We start from the raw sequence: 15,419 nt of genomic DNA on the forward strand, positions 1-15,419 counted from the left end.
GAAATAATAAAACGAAATAGAATTATGAAAACAAGAATTGGTATTAACGGTTTTGGACGTATTGGACGTTTAATGTTAAGAGAAGCTGTAAAGAATCCTAATGTTGAGATAGTAGCAGTTAATGATTTAATGGCAGTAGAGCACTTAGCTTATTTAATTAAGTTTGACTCTGTTCACGGTCGTTTTGATGGAACTGTAGAAGTAAAAGATGGTCATTTAGTAGTGAATGGACAAACAATCCGTGTAACAGCTGAGAAAGATCCTTCTTTATTAAAATGGGGTGAAGTAAAAGTAGATGTAGTAGCTGACTGTACAGGTATCTTTAAAGAATTAGATAGCGCGCAAAAACATATCGATGCAGGAGCTAAGAAAGTATTAATCTCTGCTCCATCAGGAACTGCTCCAATGTATGTTATGGGAGTGAATGAGAAAGATATGAAAGCTACAGATACAATCGTTTCTAATGCTTCTTGTACTACTAACTGTTTAGCGCCATTAGCTAAAGTTATTAATGATAATTTTGGTATTGTAGAGGCTTTAATGACTACAGTACACGCTGTAACAGCTACACAGTTTACAGTAGATGGTCCTTCTAAGAAAGATTTTAGAGGTGGACGTTCTGCTATGAATAATATTATTCCTGCTTCTACAGGTGCTGCTAAAGCTGTAGGTAAAGTTATTCCAGAATTAAAAGGAAAACTTACAGGGATGTCTATGCGTGTTCCTACTGCTGACGTATCTGCTGTAGATTTAACAGTTAAAGTAGCTAAAGAAACATCTTATGAAGAAGTATTAGCTGTATTGAAGAAAGCAAGTGAGAACGAACTAAAAGGGGTGATGGCTTATACAGAAGAGGATGTTGTGTCTCAAGATTTCGTATCTGATACGCATACTTGTATTGTAGATGCTAAAGCAGGTATCGGATTAAACAGTACTTTCTTTAAGATTGTAGCTTGGTATGATAACGAGTATGGTTATTCTGCTAAGATGGTTGATATGGCTATCTTAATGAATAATTTAAAATAATTAAATAGTTTAAATGAAAATAATCGTCGATAGTGGTTCCACTAAGGCTGATTGGATTTTCTTTGACCAGAATAATAATGTTATAACTTCGGTGACTAGTTTAGGACTAAATCCCGAAGTTATTACTTTAGATGAGTTCTTTACCCGTGTTAATACAGTGCCTGATATCTGTAAGAATAAAGACGAGGTTAAAGAACTTTATTTTTATGGTTCAGGGTGTGGGTCTGATCGTACAAAAAATATCGTTAAAAGATTTGCTGAAGATTACTTTGCGAATTGTAAAAACATTAATGTTCACGAAGATACTTATGCGGCTATTTACGCGACTGTAGGAAAAGGAGAAAAAGGAATAGTCTGTATTAATGGTACAGGATCTAATGTCTCTTATTTTGATGGAGAGAAAGTATATCAAAGAATAGAGTCTTTAGGTTTTATGGCTATGGATGATTGTAGTGGAAGTGCACTCGGTAGATTAATGATCAAGAGTTTCTTTTTAAAAATGATGCCTAAAGAATTAGCAGATTTATTTAAAAGTAAATACGATGTAGATGCTGATGTAGTGAAGTACAATTTTTATAAGAAAGAAAACCCTAATGCTTATATGGCTTCTTTTTTGCCTTTTTTGATTGAGCATAAGGATAAAGCTTTTTTTCAAGAAATGATTAGAGAGCAAATATCTTTTTTTGTAAATCACTATATAAAGAATAACCCAGAGTATACTAGTGTACCTGTACACTTTGTGGGTTCTGTGGCATATTTTTTACAAGATGAGTTTAGAGAAGTGATGGCTGAACATAATATTCAGGTTGGAAAAATAATTCAAAAGCCATTAGACGGATTAATCGAATATCATAAATAATAACAAGTATGGAAATAGCAATTGTAGCACATGATGCTAAGAAGAAAGAAATGTTAGAGTTTATCAAAAAAAACAGAGAAATTCTATCAAGTGAAGGAATATCATTGATTGGTACAGGAACTACAGGAAGTATGGCAGAGGATGCGGGCTTTAAGGTAAAGCGTATGCTTTCTGGACCATTAGGGGGAGATGCTCAGATTGCTGCAAGAGTAGCGGAAGGAAAGACTGCCATGGTGCTATTCTTTAAAGATCCTCTAGGAAAACACCCTCATGAGCCAGACATTAATATGTTATTACGAGTATGTGATGTACACAATGTACCTTTGGCAACAAATGAAGCTTCAGCTCAGTTGTTGTTAAATGCTATCAGTACAATTAAGTAAGGAAATTCTAGAAAAAAACTAGACAAATATAAAGGGAATAGGCGCATAGGTATTATGTGCCTTTTTTTGTAGGTAAAAACTTGCGTACGTGTGACAATTAGTTTTTAGCAATTACAAATGGGAAAAATATTTAAATAGCTCATTTACAGAGTTGTTAGCAAGAACTCCATTTCTTCTCAATATTACTTGAGATGCTAAAGATAGTTTTGTATTGACTTGCTAGGGGTTTGCTTGCGGGTTTCTTGCACATTTCTTCGAGAAAGACACCTTCTGGGCAAGGAAAGCCCTAGAAAACCCCTAGTAATCCCCTAGAAAGTGCAAGCTGAACGTTCTGATTATTCATAAATATCGAAGTTGTAATTTATGTTTTAATTTAAAAATATTAATTACTGTTACGTTTGTTGGTTGAATCTAAGATTCGCTAAAGATTGATTTCAATAAGATTAGAATACTCTCGTCTGTATTAGATTAAAAAGAACACCTAAAAATAAATAGGCATGGTGTTTGGAACAACCTAGTATATTTTTAAAGTAAAAATCGTTTATTTTAAAAATAGTAATTTATTTAAGAAGGAAGATAAAAGATGTTATATTTTGTTTAATTGCTTTTGAGTGATTAATTAAATAGCTAATTTAGTAGGAACTTAACTATGTTTATTATGAAAAGAATAAAAAGAGTGTTTACAGGAGCTTTTGTTTTGGGAGCATTTATCTTTGGATTGACTGAAGCTGATGCATGTACAAGAGTTGTTTATAAAGGGCCAAATAATACTGTTATCACAGCGCGTTCGATGGACTGGAAAGAAGAGATTATGCCTAATATATGGGTGTTTCCAAGAGGGATGGAGCGCAATGGAGAAGTAGGGCAGGCTTCAATAAAATGGAAGTCTAAGTACGGAAGTGTTATAACTTCTGCATTTGATATTGCAACTACCGATGGAATGAATGAAAAAGGGTTGGTGGCTAATATTCTTTGGTTAGTAGAATCTCAATATCCAGAGTACAACCCTGATGGGAAGGACAAAGGAATTAGCTTGGCAGCATGGGCTCAGTATGTGTTAGATAATTATGCAGATGTAAATGAAGCTGTAACTGACTTACAGAAGAACCCTTTGATTGTAGTTACGGCTAATACACCAGGACGTACTTCATTGGCAACTGTACATTTAACAATATCTGATGCAAAAGGAGATAATGCTATTTTTGAGTTTATTGATGGAAAGTTAAAAATTTATCACGATCCTTCTTATACTGTGGTAGCGAATTCACCTACATATGATAAGCAGTTAGCTATTAGAGATTATTGGAACTATTTGCCTGGTAATAAAGTGTTACCTGGTACAGGTAGATCTGAAGATCGTTTTGCACGTGCTTCATATTATGCAAAAGCAGTAGAACAAAGTGATGATGAAAAAGTATCTATAGGAGCAGCTTTTAGTATTATTAGAAATGTTTCTGTTCCATATGGAGTGCATATAGATGGAGAACCAAACTTGTCTTCTACTAAGTGGAGAACAGTGTCTGATCAAAAGAACTTAGTATACTATTATGAGGATCCAATTGCGTTAACTCCAATGTGGCTAGATTTAAAATCAATTGACTTTAGTGATAAGTCAGGCGTTAGAAAGTTAGATGTTTCTAAAAAACAACAATATGCAGGTTTAGTTAATAATAAATTAGAGAAAGCAAAAGCTTTTCAATTTATGGGAATCTAGAAGTAAAAAATAAGAGTATTAAAAAGGGGTGATTATTAATTAATAATCACCCCTTTTTAATACTGTGCTTTCTACTTATTTAGAAGCTATCATAGATATTTCTACATTTACATTTCTAGGTAATTTTACTACCTGCATACATTCTCTGGCAGGCGCTGTAGCAGCTGTAAAGAAGCTTCCGTATATTTCATTTACTTTAGCGAAGTCATTCATGTCTGTTAAGAAAATAGTTGCTTTAACAACGTTTTCGAATGTCATATTTGCTGCTTCTAGTATCGCTTGTAGATTAGCCATTACTTGTTTTGCTTCGTCTTCAATACCTGTTGTTACAAGCGTTTCTGTTGCTTGATTAAAAGGAATTTGACCTGAGATGAATAATAGATCACCAGTCATTACTGAGTGATTGTATGGTCCGATAGGGGCAGGTGCCTTGTCTGAATTGATAATTTTCTTCATAAAGTATAGTTTTAAAAAAAGAGGAGGAGTAAAAATACGCCTCCTCTTTCTGAATTATTTTTATCTGTATATTTTGTCTGGAGCTTTACGTTTTTCCCATTTGATATCGCTTAACATTGATGAGCGTATACCAATAAAGAATCCCCAACTTGTATAGGTTCCGATAGGTACCCAAGAGAAGTCCATTCTCCAACTCTTCAAATCACGTTCAAATCTTAATTGAGTAAAGGTAACTCCTTTCTGAACAAAGTCATAACCTGTAGAGAAACCTACTTTCCAATTAGGTGTGACATCTACATTTCCAGATACCATGACGGAGTTATTGACTATCTCGTTCTGTCTCGATGAGTTGTTATAAGTCATGGAGTAGGCAAAGGTTAAATCCCAAGGTAGTTTAGCATTAAAGAAACCACCAAAAGGTTTGTCTTCATCATCGTCACTCAGTGTACTTCTTTTTTGATTACCTAACTCTACAGCTCTACCAAATAAATCATCAGCACGTCCACCATTGTCTAAAGAGTTTTGATTCTTTTTGTCTTCAGCATTACCGAACATGGCATCTTTACTAGATAGAGACCAGTTTACAGTCATATTAGCACTTGTCAGACGGAATAAACTTCCTCCGTTGTTAATGTTGTAAGTATCTATACGTCTATTGTTATTGTCTAAAGCATAAGGGTCAAGTGTTGCTCCAAAGTTAATTTGCATTTTATCTTTAAATAGAGCTGTACCAGCACTTACACGTACAGGAGACCACTTAAGTGAATCAGCAGACATATTATAACTCGTAGAGAAGTTTAAGCTATTTAGAAGCATTACTTTTCTCGGTTCACCTTTCTCATTATCATCATCTCTAACTTTAGCTTCAAAAGTGTTACTTAAGTTAAAGTTCATCATATTGGAGTTATATCTACCAGGGGCTCCAAAAATACCGTTTTGGAAGCGAGTATAATCTTGGAAGGTCTGTCCTGTAGCATCTATGGCATAGGTGTCATAGTACTGTTCAAAACTAGGTGTATAAGAATACCCAATGCTTGGACGCATTACGTGACGTATAGCTTGGATTCGTTTGTCTTCTCCAAAGTTGAATGTACCATAAATAGTTGTCCCAATACTAGCATTAGCATTATATGTTCTAAAGCTGTCGAATCCATTTACTCTAATGTCATCAACTTTATTAGTTTGTGCGTTGTATTTTTTCTCTATGGTATTGAAGTACCAAACTTCATTATATGAAGCACCTGCCGTTACAGAGAAGTGCTTGAATATTTTAAAGTTTGTTGCAATCGGAATACTGTGTTGGAATGCTGTGTTTAAACTGTCGAACATTTCTCTTTTAAAGAAATAATCTTCGTGTGTTTTTACACGGTTTTCTCCACGTACAGAATACGAGAAGTTTAAGTTTTTAATAATACCTTTTTTAGAACCGTATTTTGGTGCAAAAGGGAATACACGATCTACGTTTACTTGTAATGTAGGAAGAGTCATGTTAATCTCCTTCGTATTTGTTGATTGAGAGTGAGTAGCAGTAAGTGACATATTCACTTGTGGTACACTTTCGAAAGTACGTTGGTAACTAACAGATGAGCTCATGGTGTTATTCATAGAAGCTCCTACGTTATAGGTATTGTTTGATTGTCTGAAGTACTGGCTACTACCTAAGTTAACAGACGCAGAGAATCGCGAGTTAGGATTAGCTTTACCATCTTGACTGTGATTCCACTGAATATTATATAGCTTACTAGATGCGTAATCTGGAAGTCCTTTTTCAGAGAAGATATTGTTTTCATAACGGATTAAAACACGTCCGTTATATTTATAACGTTGAGCATAAGAACTGTTAAGTCTCAATCCCCAGCTACCATTGGTATAATAATCCCCTAATACGTTTAAATCCATTTTATCACTTATCGCAAAGTAATAACCACCATTCTGAATATAGTATCCTTGTTGATTGGTATCACCAAAGCTTGGTATGATAAATCCTGATTCGGCTTTTTCTGACATCGGGAAAAAGGCGAAAGGCAACCCTAGTGGTGTAGGTACATCAGCAATCACCATATTGGTAACTCCTGTAACTACTTTTTTGCCAGGTACTAACTTAACCTTATTGGTACGGAAGTAGTATTCTGGATCATCTAAATCTTTAGCAGTAGTAAAGATTACATCTTTCATGAAGTAAACAGAGTCATTCTCCTTTTTACTCACTTCTGCTTTAATTCTAAATTCACCTTGTGAAGTACGAGATTTAAAGACTAATGCTTTTTTAGTTTTTGTATTGAAGCGGATAGAATCTGGCTCTACGATCTGTGACCCTTGTTTAAAAACAGGATATTGCGACATATTACCAACACTATCTTTAATACCTCCTGCATAGATTTCGTTTTTTTCATAATTGAAAATGATTTTACCTGCAGTTAGTTCATAATCTTGATAGCGTATTTCAGCTTCATTATATAACGTAATTTCTTTTTTTGCTAAGTTTAGAGCTTCGTAGTCTTTTGCTTTTCTATAAACCATCTCTTCGAGAAGAGGTTTATTAGCAGGAACTATGGTGTCTTTTTGTTTTTTAAGTGTATCCTGGATAGAGGGTACAGCAAGTTTGTCTATAGTGTCTGAGGAGGTAACTATAGAATCTCTTTTTAGTGTAGTATTTACAGCTGTAAATTTCTTATTGTTGTCTTGTGCAATCCCTTTTTGTGTTAAAGTTGCTCCAAAAACCAATAAAATGAAAACGATATTAAAAATATTTGTTCGCAAACCTATATATATGCTATTTTTGTAAAATTAAGCGCGTTGTTTTTAACGTGTCAAACTTACATATATTTTTTTTGAAAATGTATTTTTATTTAAATTATAAAACGTTATAAATATCATTTATATGAATTACAGTCGTTCTAAACTGTTTGCCTTACTAGCTATTCTTTTCCTGAGTTTCTCTATACAAGCACAGAATGGGAAAAAATTTAAAGTTGTATTAGATCCTGGACATGGAGGAAAAGATACTGGTACTAACCATAAGAAGAATGTAGAAAAGGATATTGTATTAGCAGTAGCTTTAGAGGTAGGTAAGATATTAGAAAAACAATCTGATATAGAAGTGTTCTATACTCGTAAGACAGATGTGTTCGTTCCAGTAAAGGAGAGATCTGTATTAGCTAATGATAACAATGGAAATGTATTTGTATCTATTCACTGTAATGGTGTTAATAGTGAATCTGCTTCTGGTACTGAGACTTATGTAATGGGGCTTAGTAAGAATAAATCTAACCTAGATGTAGCTAAGACGGAGAACTCCGTGATTATGATGGAGGATGATTATAAGACTAAGTATGCAGGCTTTGACCCGTCATCGCCTGAATCTATTATAGGATTAACGCTATTACAAGAAGATTATATTCATCAGAGTATTGACTTAGCAAGTAGAGTACAGGATGGTTTTACAAATGATCTGAAGAGAAAGAATAGAGGAGTAAAACAAGGTCCGTTCTGGGTATTACACGGGGCTTTTATGCCTAGTATATTGATAGAGTTAGGGTTTGTTTCTAATACAGCAGAAGGGAATTATTTGACTTCAAGTAAAGGACAGAAAGAATTAGCTCGTTCTATAGCACAAGGGATTATTGATTATAAAGCAGCTTATTATGGAGGTAGTAAAACTCTAGTATTAGCAGATTCTAATGATAAAGCAACGGCTAAAGTTGATAATAGTAGAAAGACTACAACTAACGAGACAACTACTAATTCTCGAAAAGAAAGTAGTTCAAACACTAAAAAAGTTGTTTTTAAAGTGCAAATTGCAGCAGGATCAAAAGTGTTAGCTTTAAAACCTGAGAATTTTAAAGGACTAAGAGGAGTGACGACAATGCGCGTGGGAAATCTTAGTAAATATTATTACGGGGAGACAAGTGACTATGAGACAGCGAAACAAAATCAGAAAGTAGCAAAGGATAAAGGACACAGTTCTGCATTTATTGTAGCATTCAAGGATGGTAAAGTGATTACAGTAGAGGAAGCATTAAAATAATATCAAGCGCTTTAGAAATAAAAGTTTATTTTTGCGTGTTATAAAAATGAAAAGTTTTGAAAATATCAAGAGAAATTAAAACAGCGATTTTAGTATTAGGAGCTATTGCTTTGTTCATTTGGGGTTACTCATTTTTAAAAGGGAGAAACATATTTGATAACAGTACTAGATTTTATGTAGAATACGATAATGTAGAAGGATTGACTACTTCTTCAACGGTTACCATTAATGGTTTAGTCGTAGGGAAAGTATCTAAGATCGATTTAGATAATACTTCAGGAAAATTAAAAGTTGAGTTATTGATGACTCAAAAAATAAATATATCTAAGAATAGTGTAGCTAAGATTTACTCTCCTGGATTATTAGGAGGTAAAGGAATTATGATAGATCCTTTATTTGGAGATACAAATTTCGCTGAGTCTGGACAAACGCTTAAAGGAGAGGTAGTTTTAGATATGACTGAGAAGTTGACAAAACAAATTGAACCTTTACAGTTAAAAGTAGAAGAGGCTTTAGCCAATTTAAATACAATGTTAGCTTCTGTTAATAATATAATGGATGAGAATACACAGCAGAGTTTAAAAAGCGCAATGACTCAATTAGATGGTACTTTAGCAGGTGCTAATAAGTTAATGGCAGCTACTAATCAGATGGTTGCAGCGACTCAGCCTAAGTTAGACGGTACGTTGACTAACTTAAACACGATGAGTAGCAACTTTGCTTCTATTTCTACAGATTTAAAGGCTTTGGATATCAAATCTACTTTTACTAACTTAGATAACGCTACTGCAAGTATGGATAAAATCATGGGAGATATCCAAGGCGGTAAGGGATCAGTTGGTAAATTATTGAAAGACGAACAATTATATAGTAACTTAGAAGGAGCAAGTAAAGAATTAGAAGCTTTACTACGCGACTTAAAAGAACATCCAAAACGTTATGTACATTTCTCTTTATTTGGTAAGAAAGCGACACCTTATCAAGCAACAGAAGAAGAGAAAACTGCAGAGGTTAAGGAATAATAAACTAAACAGCTAAACCAACTAACAAGAAAAACTAACAATTACTGAAAACAATTATTACGACTATGGAGTATTTAGGCCAAGTATTATTTTTACTTCTTTTAGTTGTTGGGTTTGGATTCTTTATCAAAAATATAAAGAAGCTAATCCGCAACATCAAAATAGGAAGAGATATCGATCGAACAGATAATCCTTCAGCTCGTTGGAAAAACATGATCCGCGTAGCTTTAGGACAGTCTAAGATGGTGAAAAGACCTATCCCAGCTATCTTACATATTTTTGTATATGTAGGTTTTGTGATTATTAATATTGAGATGTTAGAAATCATCGTTGATGGTTTGTTTGGTACACATCGAGTGTTTAGCTTCTTAGGTGTAGGCTATGATGCATTAATTGGAATTTTTGAAGTACTAGCTTTCTTAGTTATCTTTGGAGTTGTTGTATTCTGGATTCGTAGAAATATAATTAAACTTAGACGTTTTAATCAACCAGAAATGGAAGGTTGGGCTAAGCGCGATGCGAATAATATTATCTACATTGAGACAGTGTTGATGTGTTTCTTTTTAATCATGAATGCTGCAGATTATTATCTTCAGAGTATTGGTTATACACATTATACAGCAGTAGGATCATTTCCTATTTCTAGTTTTATCAGCCCTATATTTGACGGAGTTAATCCTGCAACAGTTGCATTCATTGAGCGTTTTTGTTGGTGGGGACACATAGTAGGGGTGATGTTGTTCATGAATTATTTATATTATTCAAAACACTTACACATCTTCTTAGCATTCCCAAATACATATTATGCTAATTTACAACCTCAAGGAGAGTTTAATAACTTAGAGTCTGTTAAGAAAGAAGTTTCTTTAATGATGGATCCTAATGCAGACCCATACGCTGCACCAGCAGAACCTGTAGGAGAACCAGAGAAATTTGGTGCTCAAGATGTAATGGATTTAAATTGGGTACAGTTATTAAATGCTTATTCTTGTACTGAGTGTGGTCGTTGTACATCTTCTTGTCCTCAGAATATAACAGGTAAAAAACTATCTCCGCGTAAGATAATGATGTCTACTCGTGATCGTTTAGAGGATGTAAGTAAGATATTAGATGCGAATAATGGTCAGTTTGTTGATGATGGTAAGACATTATTAAATGACTATATTACACCAGAAGAATTGTGGGCTTGTAATACATGTAATGCATGTGTTGAAGAATGTCCTATAGACATTAGTCCACTTTCTATTATTATGGATATGCGTCGTTTCTTAGTGATGGAACAAAGTGCCGCTCCTGTAGAGTTAAACAACATGATGCAAAATGTTGAGAATAATGCTGCTCCTTGGCAATATAGCCAAATGGACAGATTAAACTGGAAAGACGAAAACTAAACATTAACTATCATAATCCTTTTTTAGGATTATCTCAATAAACACAAGATTATGTCAGCAAATTTAGTAGTGCCTACCATGGCGGAAATGATGGCAAAAGGAGAACAACCAGAAGTGTTATTCTGGGTAGGTTGTTCAGGAAGTTTTGACGATAGAGCAAAAAAGATTACAAAAGCATTCGTAAAGATATTAAATAAAGCAAACGTATCATTTGCTGTACTTGGTACAGAAGAAGGTTGTACTGGGGATCCAGCAAAGAGAGCGGGGAATGAATTTGCATTCCAAATGCAAGCAATGATGAATATCCAAGTATTAGATGGATATGAAATTAAAAAAATCGTAACTGCTTGTCCTCACTGCTTTAATACACTTAAGAATGAGTACCCTGATTTGGGGGGTAAATATGAAGTTGTACACCATACTCAATTTTTGAAATCACTTTTAGATGATGGAAGATTGACTATAGAAGGTGGGCAATTTAAAGGAAAGAGAATTACTTTCCACGATCCATGTTATTTAGGACGTGCTAATCAAGTTTATGAAGCTCCGCGTCAATTGATTGAAAAATTAGATGCAGAGTTAGTAGAAATGAAGCGTTCTAGACAAAATGGTTTCTGCTGTGGTGCTGGAGGTGCTCAACTTTTTAAAGAACCAGAACACGGTGATAAAGAAGTACACGTAGAGCGTACAGAGGAGGCTATAGGAACTAATGCAGAGATTATCGCTGCTGGATGTCCTTTCTGTAACACAATGCTTACAGATGGGGTTAAGTTTAAAGAAAAAGAAAGCTCAGTAAAAGTGTTAGATGTAGCTGAGTTAATTGCAAACGCAGAAGATTTATAAAATATGTTTAAACCATTTGAAGAAATGCCTGATCATTCGAGAGTTTGGATTTACCAATCTAATCGTAAGTTCTCAGATGAAGAGGTTCAAGATATAGATAAGGAGTTAGCAGCTTTTACAGAAGAATGGGCTGCCCATGCTACACCATTAGCATCTTCTTATAAGATTTTTTACAATAGATTTATAGTGCTAGCAGTGGATCAAGATATACACCCTGCTTCAGGATGTTCAATAGATGCTTCAGTTCGTGTGATTCAAGATATTGAACAAAAGTATAATGTGGACTTACTAGATAAGATGAATGTTACTTATAAAACCGGAGAATTCATTGCTTTTAAAACTTTATTAGAATTTAAAGATTTAGTAAAGTCTAAGTCTGTATCAGCTAATACGATTGTATTCAATAATTTAGTGAATGATTTAGGAGAGTTTAGAGAATTTTGGGAAGTTCCAGCATCTGAAAGTTGGCATTCACGTTTTTTTAAATAGATTCTAATATTTATATTTACGATATCAAAATCACCATCAAATAGACTTTTGATGGTGATTTTTTTTTGACCTAAAATAAAAACTAATGAAAAGATTGACTGTTGTACTACTTCTTGTGGCTTCTAGTGCGTTTGGACAGGTTAAGTTTAATCAAGCTAGACAGAAACAATGGGTAGATAGTGTATATAATACGTTGAATTTAGAGGAGCGAATAGGACAGCTGTTTATGGTTGCAGCTTACTCTAATAAAAATGAGGCTCATGTACAGAGTTTAGAGAAACTTGTGCAAGAACAGCATATTGGAGGGTTAATTTTCTTTCAAGGTGGACCTGTTCGTCAAGCAGAAATGACTAATCGTTTACAGACTTTAAGTAGGGTACCTATGTTAGTGGGTATAGATGGAGAGTGGGGACTGAGTATGCGTTTAGAAGATACTTATCGTTTCCCTTATAATATGACATTGGGTGCTGTTCAAGATATGGACTTGATTTATCAAGTGGGAGAAGCGATGGCTAAACAAACCAAACGCTTAGGTATGCAGTTTAACTTTGGGCCTGTATTAGATATTAATATTAATCCAAAGAATCCTATTATCGGAGTGCGTTCTTTTGGGGAGACGAGAGAGATAGTAACAGATCGCGCTAGTGCCTTTATGCAGGGATATCAGAGTCAAGATATTTTCGCAACAGGAAAACACTTTCCAGGACACGGTGATACTTCTACAGATTCACATCACAAATTGCCTGTAATAGACTTTGATAAAGGGCGCTTAAATAGAGTTGAATTTTATCCGTATAAAAAGTTATTTGAAGAAGGGCTATCTAGTGTGATGATAGGTCACTTAAATCTACCCGCTTATGAACCTAATGATATTCCTACTTCGTTATCTCATAATATTGTAACGAAGTTGTTGAAAGAGGAGTTAGGTTTTGAAGGACTGATCTTTACTGATGCTTTAAATATGAAAGCTGCAACAAGTTTTTTAAAACCCGGAGAAGTAGATTTAGCCGCTTTTAAAGCAGGAAATGACTTATTACTTTTCTCTGAAGATGTACCTACTGCGTTAACGAATATATTAGCTGCTTATAATGCAGGAGAAATATCAGAAGAACGCCTTTCTCATTCAGTAAAGAAGGTTTTGGCATATAAGTACAAGTCAGGTATGACGAAGTTCTCTGCTATTGAAACAGGTAGCTTAGTTAAGGATTTGAATGCTCCAGTTTACGATGATTTAAATCAGAAGTTGTACGAAGAAGCAATGACTTTAACGAAGAATGAAGATAGGTTAGTTCCTTTTAAACATTTAGAAAAACAAAAGATAGCTTATGTAAAGTTAGGAGATGATGATGGTAGTCACTTCTTAAGTATGTTACAAAATTATGATGATGTAACAGAAATTACAGGAGATAGCTTAGAAGATCTTTCTGCGTTTACAACTATTATTGTAGGATATCACAAGGTTGATAATCCATGGCGTAAGCACGATATGTCAGACACAGAGAAGGCTACTTTACGTAATTTAGCCGCTAGAAAGAATACTGTGTTAGTATCTTTTGCTAAACCGTATGCGCTTGAGTCAATGCCTTTAGATAAAGTAAATACTGTGTTAGTAGGGTATCAGAATAATAAATTTGCTCAGCAAGCTGCCGCTCAAGTATTATTTGGGGCTATAGGAGCTAAAGGAAAGTTACCAGTTTCTATCAGTGGTTCTTTCACTGTTGGTACAGGACTTAAAACGAAAGCTATTGATCGCTTAGGTTTTTCTACTGCAGCAAATGAAGGGATGGATCCTGATGTGTTAAATGGAATTGATGTCATTGCTCAAGGAGCAATAGATAAACAATATACACCAGGTATTCAGGTAGTAGTGGCTCGTCATGGCAAAGTAGTATACCAAAAAGCTTTTGGATATCATAATTATGATGGTAGTACAAAGGTCTTAAATACAGACTTATATGATTTAGCTTCTTTAACTAAGATCTTAGGAACGTTGCCAGTATTGGTAAAGATGTATGATGATCATAAAGTGAGAATGGAGACTAAACTAGGACAGATGTTACCGATGTTTAAACATACAGATAAAGAAGATATTACCTTTAAAGATTTGTTGACACATCAGTCAGGTTTACCAGCTTGGATTCCTTTTTATAAACGTACACTAGCAGAGAATAATCGACCTGATCCGAGTTTATATAGTTTCTTTTACACTCCAGAGTATCCTACTCAAGTGTCAGAGAATTTATATATTAAAAAAGGGTATACAAATGAAATCCTACAACAAATAGCAGATTCTAAATTATCTAAAAAGGAGTATAAATATAGTGATTTAGGGTTTATTATGATGAAGGAATTTGTGGAGAGTAAATATCACAAGACACTTGATCAAGTAGTGCAAAGTGAGTATTATAATAAGATGGGAGCTTGGCGTTTAACTTATTTACCATTGCGTAAATTTGACTTGAATGTAATTCCTCCTACTGAAATAGATAATTATTACCGTTACACTACTGTACAAGGATATGTGCATGATATGGGAGCAGCTATGCAAGGTGGAGTTGCTGGACATGCAGGGTTGTTTGGATCAGCGTTAGATGTAGCTAAAATGATGCAGTTATATCTGAATAAAGGGGAATACGGAGGAGATCGTTTCTTCTCGGAAGATACTTTTAATACATTTAATGAGTGTGCTTATTGTAGTAAAGGTAGTAGAAGGGGAATAGGATTCGATAAACCGCAAAAGCCAGGTTCTCCTGGTCCAACATGTGGATGTGCTTCAATGTCTAGTTTTGGACATACAGGGTTTACTGGAACAATGGCTTGGGCTGATCCTGATAAAGATTTAGTATTTGTATTTTTATCAAATAGAACTTATCCTGATAGTAATGTGAATAATCTATCTAAGGCTAATATTAGAGAAGATATTCAGAAGGTAATTTATGAGTCGATAGTAAAATAAACTTAGATATGACGTAAAAGCGTAGCGATGGCTACGCTTTTTTTATGAACTGTATTTAGTGCTTAGTTGTTATCTAGTTTGTTATGAGAAAGTTGAATAATTATGTCATTATGTTCTTAAGATAGAAATGATGGTGTCTTTATTTGGTAATTTGTTGATATTATGATTATTATGATTTAATACAAATAATCTAATTAGACTCGTTAAAAATAAAGTTGTATTTCTTTGGTTTTTATTAACATGACCAATACTT

General features: G+C 34.2%; 12 protein-coding genes. 10 read left to right on the forward strand and 2 right to left on the reverse strand.

Going from position 1 to position 15,419, the window contains the following annotated elements; all coding sequences use genetic code 11:
• Positions 1-24 precede the first annotated feature (24 nt).
• The 4 genes from gap (at position 25) to MYRA21_RS12570 (ending at position 3,982) form a co-directional block, all read left to right on the forward strand.
• Positions 25-1,026 carry a type I glyceraldehyde-3-phosphate dehydrogenase gene (gene gap / locus MYRA21_RS12555; protein WP_006259208.1) on the forward strand — a complete coding sequence of 334 codons (1,002 nt, stop codon included), beginning with the start codon at positions 25-27 and terminating at the stop codon, positions 1,024-1,026.
• Positions 1,027-1,039: 13 nt separating this feature from the next.
• The gene (locus MYRA21_RS12560; protein ID WP_006259207.1) at positions 1,040-1,885 is read left to right on the forward strand and encodes a BadF/BadG/BcrA/BcrD ATPase family protein; all 846 of its coding nucleotides are present in this window, start codon (positions 1,040-1,042) and stop codon (positions 1,883-1,885) included.
• A gap of 8 nt (positions 1,886-1,893) precedes the next feature.
• Positions 1,894-2,268, forward strand: a complete 375-nt coding sequence (locus tag MYRA21_RS12565; RefSeq protein ID WP_006259206.1) for a methylglyoxal synthase — start codon at positions 1,894-1,896, stop codon at positions 2,266-2,268.
• Positions 2,269-2,926: 658 nt separating this feature from the next.
• Positions 2,927-3,982 (forward strand): linear amide C-N hydrolase, encoded by a 1,056-nt coding sequence (locus tag MYRA21_RS12570; protein ID WP_006260977.1) that lies wholly within the window; start codon positions 2,927-2,929, stop codon positions 3,980-3,982.
• A 75-nt stretch (positions 3,983-4,057) separates the two neighbouring features.
• Here the strand turns inward: MYRA21_RS12570 and MYRA21_RS12575 are convergent, their stop codons facing one another.
• On the reverse strand, positions 4,058-4,438 hold the full coding sequence (locus tag MYRA21_RS12575) for a RidA family protein (RefSeq protein WP_006259204.1): 381 nt from the start codon (positions 4,436-4,438) through the stop codon (positions 4,058-4,060).
• Positions 4,439-4,498: 60 nt separating this feature from the next.
• Complete coding sequence (locus MYRA21_RS12580; protein ID WP_039329251.1) at positions 4,499-7,198, reverse strand: putative LPS assembly protein LptD; 2,700 nt, start codon at positions 7,196-7,198, stop codon at positions 4,499-4,501.
• Positions 7,199-7,319: 121 nt separating this feature from the next.
• Here MYRA21_RS12580 and MYRA21_RS12585 point away from each other — a divergent pair, with 121 nt between their 5' ends.
• The 6 genes from MYRA21_RS12585 to MYRA21_RS12610 all read left to right on the forward strand — a co-directional run bounded on the left by MYRA21_RS12585 (position 7,320) and on the right by MYRA21_RS12610 (position 15,166).
• On the forward strand, positions 7,320-8,465 hold the full coding sequence (locus MYRA21_RS12585; protein WP_006259202.1) for an N-acetylmuramoyl-L-alanine amidase: 1,146 nt from the start codon (positions 7,320-7,322) through the stop codon (positions 8,463-8,465).
• Between the two features lie 56 nt (positions 8,466-8,521).
• The gene (locus tag MYRA21_RS12590) at positions 8,522-9,487 is read left to right on the forward strand and encodes an MlaD family protein (RefSeq protein ID WP_006259201.1); all 966 of its coding nucleotides are present in this window, start codon (positions 8,522-8,524) and stop codon (positions 9,485-9,487) included.
• 65 nt (positions 9,488-9,552) lie between these two features.
• The gene (locus MYRA21_RS12595) at positions 9,553-10,878 is read left to right on the forward strand and encodes a (Fe-S)-binding protein (RefSeq protein ID WP_006259200.1); all 1,326 of its coding nucleotides are present in this window, start codon (positions 9,553-9,555) and stop codon (positions 10,876-10,878) included.
• 51 nt (positions 10,879-10,929) lie between these two features.
• Entirely contained in the window at positions 10,930-11,721 is a 792-nt protein-coding gene (locus tag MYRA21_RS12600; RefSeq protein WP_006259199.1) for a (Fe-S)-binding protein, read from the forward strand.
• 3 nt (positions 11,722-11,724) lie between these two features.
• Positions 11,725-12,210, forward strand: a complete 486-nt coding sequence (locus tag MYRA21_RS12605) for a hypothetical protein (RefSeq protein WP_006260980.1) — start codon at positions 11,725-11,727, stop codon at positions 12,208-12,210.
• A gap of 85 nt (positions 12,211-12,295) precedes the next feature.
• On the forward strand, positions 12,296-15,166 hold the full coding sequence (locus MYRA21_RS12610; RefSeq protein ID WP_039329255.1) for a glycoside hydrolase family 3 N-terminal domain-containing protein: 2,871 nt from the start codon (positions 12,296-12,298) through the stop codon (positions 15,164-15,166).
• Positions 15,167-15,419 lie beyond the last annotated feature (253 nt).

Origin of the sequence: Myroides sp. A21, from assembly GCF_000807225.1 — a bacterium.
Classification (GTDB): domain Bacteria; phylum Bacteroidota; class Bacteroidia; order Flavobacteriales; family Flavobacteriaceae; genus Flavobacterium; species Flavobacterium odoratimimum.

Excerpts from the sequence above, each read along its gene's own strand:
- gap (WP_006259208.1), top strand. The coding sequence starts at position 25 with ATGAAAACAAGAATTGGTATTAACGGTTTTGGACGTATTGGACGTTTA.
- MYRA21_RS12560 (WP_006259207.1), top strand. The coding sequence starts at position 1,040 with ATGAAAATAATCGTCGATAGTGGTTCCACTAAGGCTGATTGGATTTTC.
- MYRA21_RS12565 (WP_006259206.1), top strand. The coding sequence starts at position 1,894 with ATGGAAATAGCAATTGTAGCACATGATGCTAAGAAGAAAGAAATGTTA.
- MYRA21_RS12570 (WP_006260977.1), top strand. The coding sequence starts at position 2,927 with ATGAAAAGAATAAAAAGAGTGTTTACAGGAGCTTTTGTTTTGGGAGCA.
- MYRA21_RS12575 (WP_006259204.1), bottom strand. The coding sequence starts at position 4,438 with ATGAAGAAAATTATCAATTCAGACAAGGCACCTGCCCCTATCGGACCA.
- MYRA21_RS12585 (WP_006259202.1), top strand. The coding sequence starts at position 7,320 with ATGAATTACAGTCGTTCTAAACTGTTTGCCTTACTAGCTATTCTTTTC.
- MYRA21_RS12595 (WP_006259200.1), top strand. The coding sequence starts at position 9,553 with ATGGAGTATTTAGGCCAAGTATTATTTTTACTTCTTTTAGTTGTTGGG.
- MYRA21_RS12600 (WP_006259199.1), top strand. The coding sequence starts at position 10,930 with ATGTCAGCAAATTTAGTAGTGCCTACCATGGCGGAAATGATGGCAAAA.
- MYRA21_RS12605 (WP_006260980.1), top strand. The coding sequence starts at position 11,725 with ATGTTTAAACCATTTGAAGAAATGCCTGATCATTCGAGAGTTTGGATT.
- MYRA21_RS12610 (WP_039329255.1), top strand. The coding sequence starts at position 12,296 with ATGAAAAGATTGACTGTTGTACTACTTCTTGTGGCTTCTAGTGCGTTT.